This is a genomic window from Peribacillus sp. P4_C12, from assembly GCF_056402095.1.
This window is the reverse complement of the sequence record NZ_JBFUIB010000219.1, coordinates 1-5,968: the sequence shown is the minus strand read 5'-3', so window position 1 is coordinate 5,968 and position 5,968 is coordinate 1. Positions and strand designations below refer to the sequence as shown.

Annotated in this window: 8 protein-coding genes; 6 read left to right on the top strand and 2 right to left on the bottom strand. The window is 34.6% G+C overall.

Annotation, left to right across the window (positions count from 1 at the left end):
• Positions 1-198: 198 nt before the first annotated feature.
• Positions 199-474 carry a hypothetical protein gene (locus tag AC1DUW_RS19305; RefSeq protein ID WP_053345766.1) on the bottom strand — a complete coding sequence of 92 codons (276 nt, stop codon included), beginning with the start codon at positions 472-474 and terminating at the stop codon, positions 199-201.
• A 74-nt stretch (positions 475-548) separates the two neighbouring features.
• Here AC1DUW_RS19305 and AC1DUW_RS19300 point away from each other — a divergent pair, with 74 nt between their 5' ends.
• The 6 genes from AC1DUW_RS19300 (at position 549) to AC1DUW_RS19275 (ending at position 4,972) form a co-directional block, all read left to right on the top strand.
• A complete protein-coding gene (locus tag AC1DUW_RS19300) occupies positions 549-890 on the top strand; it encodes a hypothetical protein (RefSeq protein WP_053345765.1) in 342 nt (113 codons plus the stop codon).
• Between the two features lie 51 nt (positions 891-941).
• The gene (locus AC1DUW_RS19295) at positions 942-1,421 is read left to right on the top strand and encodes a tyrosine-type recombinase/integrase (RefSeq protein WP_269083756.1); all 480 of its coding nucleotides are present in this window, start codon (positions 942-944) and stop codon (positions 1,419-1,421) included.
• A 375-nt stretch (positions 1,422-1,796) separates the two neighbouring features.
• Complete coding sequence (locus AC1DUW_RS19290; RefSeq protein WP_477643220.1) at positions 1,797-1,982, top strand: hypothetical protein; 186 nt, start codon at positions 1,797-1,799, stop codon at positions 1,980-1,982.
• A 21-nt stretch (positions 1,983-2,003) separates the two neighbouring features.
• Positions 2,004-2,426, top strand: coding sequence for a hypothetical protein (locus AC1DUW_RS19285; protein WP_477643219.1), 423 nt, complete (start codon positions 2,004-2,006; stop codon positions 2,424-2,426).
• Between the two features lie 20 nt (positions 2,427-2,446).
• Positions 2,447-4,333, top strand: coding sequence for a pLS20_p028 family conjugation system transmembrane protein (locus AC1DUW_RS19280; protein ID WP_477643218.1), 1,887 nt, complete (start codon positions 2,447-2,449; stop codon positions 4,331-4,333).
• A gap of 390 nt (positions 4,334-4,723) precedes the next feature.
• On the top strand, positions 4,724-4,972 hold the full coding sequence (locus AC1DUW_RS19275) for a hypothetical protein (RefSeq protein ID WP_053345760.1): 249 nt from the start codon (positions 4,724-4,726) through the stop codon (positions 4,970-4,972).
• Positions 4,973-5,306: 334 nt separating this feature from the next.
• On the opposite strand, the gene AC1DUW_RS19270 is transcribed toward AC1DUW_RS19275, so the two are convergent.
• Positions 5,307-5,968: zinc-ribbon domain-containing protein (locus AC1DUW_RS19270; protein ID WP_477643217.1), on the bottom strand; the 662-nt coding region annotated here is incomplete at its 5' end.

The following is a 5,968-nucleotide window of genomic DNA, read 5'->3' as shown; positions in this document are numbered from 1 at the left end:
CCTTTGAACTGATAGACTTTCTATTATATTGGGCTTTCTTTTTATATTTCAGCCTCTTTAATAGGTGGCCATAAAATCAACAAACCTCTAGCAAATGCTTCTACTATTCCAAACCCGTTGTCATATAGCTTAATAGGATTAAAGGCGATAACCCTAGTACAAATTATCGGACTTTTCAACTGTAATTATATAGAAATACTATGGTTTCCAAATTTTTAAAACAGGCTCCTTCGTATTCGTAACCTTCCCCTTTTCTTCCAGATATCTATATGTCGCCTTTAGATTGTGATACCAAACATCGATCCCTGTTTCACCCTCATATCTCGGTTCATATCCTTGGTTCATTGCTGCAACTTTAATATAAACATCCCGGTAAGAAAATGTCCTGTCAACAACACTCTCCTCACACAGCTGGCAATAGCGAATGCAAGCTTGCAAATCTCCTTCTTCGATAGCGGGAGAAAGGCTTTCCATTTCTTCATGCCTTTTAACTCTATCTTGCCACTCTTGGCGTCAAGATTAGTAGCGTAAGAGCCCGAGAAAAGGAAATGAAGCATTTTACCTCTGTTTGGGGACCTTATCCAATCAGCCGCATTACTAAGAAAATGTATGAAGAAAGGATTCTGGAATTAAACGAAAAATACAGCCAAAATTATATGGATGGTATTCATACTTGTGGAAAAATGCTTTTTCGGAAAGCATTAACTCAAGGCCTGATAAAAAATAATCCTACTGAGGATTTCAAAATGCCTAAAAAGCAGCAAAGTGTTGAAGAAGTGGAGAAAGCAGAAGAGGATATTGTCTTTCTTGAAAAAGAGGAGCTTGCCCATTTTCTTAAATTATCCTATACAGACGGGCTTGAAATGGATCATATACCGGATTACGAATAGGTGAATTATTGGCCTTAAAATGGGGGGGATTTTAATGAAAAGCAAGGTTCTATTAGAGTTACTAAAACTCTTTATAACCCTAACAATCATTTTGAAAAATTTCAGCTTTTAACGCCAAAGACAAAGGGCTTTGCCCGAACAATCAGGATTGATGAAATGCTGATCAACATGTTAAAGAAGCATCGGCTTAAACAAAATGAAATTAAATTAAAAAACAAACTTGTTTACCAAGATAACGGATTTATTTTCGCTCGAGAGAATGGGCATCCACAATTAAGAAAAGTTATTGAGACCCGGCTAAAAAGGCTTCTAAAAAAAGCAGAAATAGAAAAGAACATTACTCCACACTCATTTAGACATACGCACACTTCATTATTGATTGAAGCTGGAGTTGGCATTAAAGAAATACAACAGCGACTTGGACATACAGATATTAATACTACAATGAATATCTATGCTCACATGACCGCCAATATGGAAGAAAAGGCCTCCCAACAGTTTAGCAAACTGATGAAAGACCTTCTCCTATAGTTAGCTTTTTTGTCACAGGTTGCCGTGTTTTTTAAAAACGAGGACAAATCCGAGGACAAGAATAGCATATTATCATTTTAGACGTTGATATAACAAGGTTTTTAACCCCTTATTACATCATGCTGCCCATTCAATTATTAATTTAATAGGAAATAACAAGGTAATAATACCAACATCTTTAGTCAAATCCACCTAAAATAACTTCACTTATTATCATAATATTTCAATGTCAGGTGAGCAAATAGGTGAGCATTTTCAATTATATTCTTATAAATAACTGATTTGAAGAACCTGAAGAATCCCCCCTATTACAAGAGGAAGCATATTTTTAAATAAACCTAATCCTATATTATATCGGAAGGAGAAAAAATTATCATGAAAATAAAAAAATCATTAAATCGAATTCAAGCTGCATTATTAAAGAAACACATAAATGAGTTTGAAGAAAAAGATGGCATTTTAACTGAGGCTTTCATTTTAGAAGGAACAGAAGATATGATTTTCTATGTCTATAAATTTGAATCTCCCTGCAAAACTGTGAAAGGTGCAATATTACTATAAAAATTAAGAGGAGAGTTAAAAATGAACTTTCAAAAGGTTCTTATTGGGTGTCTTGTTTTATTCCTTATATTGAATGTTTCAGCTTGTGGGAGTGATCGTGTAAAAGGGATTGGTAAAACAACTGAATTGAGTCTAGAGGAAGCTGAGAAGTTTGAAACGGGCTTTTTATATGTAAGGTCACCATTTGAAAGCAGAAAAGAAGAAGAAGATTTTAATATTAAGGAAATTGAACGTGTAGCTAAAGCAAATAACATTGATTTAAATATTTATCATGCTAAAGAAGATACTTCAAAACTTGGCCTAAAACAGAATTCGTTAACATTTGCTTTTTATCAAGATGGTGAAGTAAAAAAGAAACTAGATTTTATCGATCTCTCAGAAGATGATATTCATTTTGAAGTAGAAACATTTGTTCAAAGTGTGCAGCAAGAATATTTGAAATAGGTTAACTAGGGGGAGATTGCATGGATGAAGAAGTAGCAAGGATACTTGAAAAATTCTCTGATTTTCTCGAAGTAACCAATCCGATTAGTTATATGCTTCGTTGGATAGGATGGGTCATTATAAAAGGACTTGCATGGCTTGTTGATTCCCTATCAAACATAACGGATTCAATCCTTGGATTAAAAATGTTTTACGACAGTGTTGAAATTACAAGTTTTGTAGAATTTCTTATTCCCCTTTCTGTGATATTGATGGGGTTTTCGCTTCTCTACACAGGATATCAGCTCATTTTTCAAAAAAAATTAGATCGCGAAGCCATTATAGTGAATGTGTTTATGATAATGTTTTTTTTCGCTTTGATACAAGAAGGTATGGAAAAAGCAAACCAATTCACTGATAAAGCTATTGATGCTCTTGATGTTGTTGAAGAAGGTTCAATTAGTCAAAAAGTTATTAAAGACAATATGACTGATCTTGCTCAATTTGATGCAACGGGTTGGAAAACAACTGAACTTAAACATCCGAACCGAATTCCAAAAGATCGAATTTTAAAAATTAATATCACACAATCTATTGATAAAGATTTTGAACTTGCAGTGGGAAAAATGACAGATAAAGGGCGTGAGGTTTACTCTCATCGTTTGGAGTATGACGATCTTGGTAATGCCAAGAAAGTTAAATTAGATAATGGTTTCTTTACTGCCTTTAAAGAAAAATATTACCGTTGGGACTGGAACTTTTGGACAATTGCAATCACTTTAAGTATAACGGCTTTTACAATGCTGACAATTGCTATTAAGTTAGCAAAACTGTTTTTTGAATTAACATTCAACTACGTATTAGCAATCATTATAGCCCCGGCTGATATTCATTCAGGGCAAAAGACAAAGCAAATCCTTCAAAGTATCCTAAATACTTTTCTAGTGACAATTATGATTTTCCTCTCAATGAAAATCTATCTGATTGGTACAGAGTTTATTACCGATAAATTGGATGGTGTCGCCTATTTAATTGCATTATTTGCTTTCTCACTTGCTGTAATTGATGGTCCCAATATCGTTGAACGGTTATTTGGTATTGATGCAGGACTGAAATCTAGCTGGGGGGCCGTAGCCGGTGGTTATGCTCTCGCAAAAGGTGTAACTGGTGCAACAAAGGGTACTGCAAATACTTTGAAAGGATTATCAAGTGAAGGTAAATCGGCCGTATTGAAGGGTGTAAGTGGTATTGCAGGAGTTGCAGGAATGGCACAAGGCCTTAGAGAAAAAGGACAGGACCAATCCAAAGAACAGACTCTGAATGGTTCCGAAAGTAGTCATTCTGTAGATTTAAAAGCACAAGATCAAAATCAAGAAAAACAAAGTCCAAATGGTTCGAAAGGTTCCTGGGAAATCGAAACTGGAACGCAAGAAGTTTCTTCTTCAATTGAACAAGAAATGGCACAACAACAACTACAACAACAAGAAGGGCAAACAGGAAGAGGAAAAGTAATGGGATTACATGATCAAATGGCTCTGAATGGTGTCTCCGGTAATGGAAAACGGAGTGCAGCTGTAAACAGTCCACACTCCATTTCATCTGGATCGCCAAGCCAAATGAACAATGGCGATATACAAAAAAATGAGAAAATGTCAGGTGACTACGACAGTCCCAGTCCTTCTCCACCTTCCTTTTCACAATCAAATTCCCCTTCGGTTTCATCTGAAATGCAAGGAGAATCTAATATGAAAACACCACTAAAAGAAAAAAGAACTGATCGAGAAACTCGTCATGTTGGAAGCATAATTTCTGATAATCTGCGGAACAGTCAATCAGTAAAAACGGTTAAACGCACCTATCAAATTGGTCAAAATACAGGCGAAAGTCTAAGAAACAACATCGCTAAATTCCGTGGAAAAAACCAATAAAAAAGTGAAATGAAAGAGAAGGTTTCCTTCTCTTTTTTTAAATAACATTCAATTAAATAGGGGGACGCGAAGGGGACATTGGTCGAAAATAGGGGGACATAAAGGGGACATTGATTAACATTTAGTGATATCACTAAATAACTGCTTTTTAATTATTATTTAAGACCCACATCAGTCCATCTGAGAAAGTTCAGGTATCCCACGTCAGCCCACCTATATCAATCAGGAGTCCCATGTCAGCCCACCTGAAGGAATTTAACGATATCAGATAAAACACTAGGCTTTGCCTAGGATATCACCCTTGGTGATATCAGTTTTTCCTTATGCTCTTTCTCACTCTATAGCCTTTAAATCCAAATTTTGTATTCTACCCAAAAGGAGAGTTGAACAATGGATATTTTATTAAGAAATATAGACCCAGTAGCAATGAAAAAAATTGATGAAATGGCAAAAAGAAAATCAATATCAAGGCAAGAATTTCTTAAATCAATTGTAGAAAAGGTAGCATATGAACCGGAAATAAATGAAAATGAATTTCGTTTAGAAAGTATAATAAAAATGAACTTTCAAATTATGAAGGAAGCAACAATTACAATTAATCGTTTTGAAAATTTATTAGTTGAATTAACGGAAGAATAAATATAGATCCATTTTCTCCTTTTTTCTTGAAGTTATCTTTTGTTAAATTCAAAGTAAAAAGAGAATGTAAAAGTCGAGGGCACACAAACATTTGACCAAAGGAGCAGGCAGCAGATGTAAAATTCCAAAAGTACATCGCCCTATGAATTGTGATCAAAACCAATTTTCAGATATAAAAAAGACCTCCAACCAAAATAGTTGAGAGCCTTTGAAACGCTAATAGAATCGAGAACTGAGGTGCACGACGTGCGCCTCTTTTAAGTTCATTTTACGTTAGACATTAGCGCTTTCGTGTTCGATGTCAAAAGCCTTTAATTTAACTTGTTTCTTCTATTTAAAATTGCTTATTTTTAAGATTGTTCTCATAACAATTCGGACATCCACTACGATTAGCATTTCTATTGTATATTTGTGCATCCCATTCGTGACTGCACTTTTTACATAACCACCAAACTTTAAAATGAGAGTTTGCAAAGTAACCTTGGGGACCTTTTTCATTTTTAGTTGGGTGCCACTCCTTAACTAGTTCTGGATTTGCAGCAGCTAAATTATTATCCGTATGCAACCTTCTATTTCCACAATCTGGACAGTTGTTGCCTCCATGTGTTCTACTTGCAATTGTAGCAGACCATTGATGCCCATGAATACAAACCCAATTTACTTTTTCATGACTTGCAACTTTAAAATTTTCTGGTTTTAAATCCCCATTCTTCTGGTAATCCCATTCTTTTAAAAGCTTTGGTCTAACATTGGCTAATGAATTTTCATACTCCCAACGATCCATTAAATCTAAAATTGACACATTATCTCTTTCAATATTTATATCAGGACTTTGTTGAATATGATCAGTAAATATCTTTTCAAGACAGGTTTGAAATGCTTTCATTGAATGATTTTTAAGATCATAAAAAAAAGTATTTGGATTTGGTGATTTATATGTAGGACATTCCGGTTCTCGTATTCTAATGAGCTTTGTATATGGCATTTTTTTTAGTA

Excerpts from the sequence above, each read along its gene's own strand:
- AC1DUW_RS19305 (WP_053345766.1), bottom strand. The coding sequence starts at position 474 with ATGGAAAGCCTTTCTCCCGCTATCGAAGAAGGAGATTTGCAAGCTTGC.
- AC1DUW_RS19300 (WP_053345765.1), top strand. The coding sequence starts at position 549 with ATGAAGCATTTTACCTCTGTTTGGGGACCTTATCCAATCAGCCGCATT.
- AC1DUW_RS19290 (WP_477643220.1), top strand. The coding sequence starts at position 1,797 with ATGAAAATAAAAAAATCATTAAATCGAATTCAAGCTGCATTATTAAAG.
- AC1DUW_RS19285 (WP_477643219.1), top strand. The coding sequence starts at position 2,004 with ATGAACTTTCAAAAGGTTCTTATTGGGTGTCTTGTTTTATTCCTTATA.
- AC1DUW_RS19280 (WP_477643218.1), top strand. The coding sequence starts at position 2,447 with ATGGATGAAGAAGTAGCAAGGATACTTGAAAAATTCTCTGATTTTCTC.
- AC1DUW_RS19275 (WP_053345760.1), top strand. The coding sequence starts at position 4,724 with ATGGATATTTTATTAAGAAATATAGACCCAGTAGCAATGAAAAAAATT.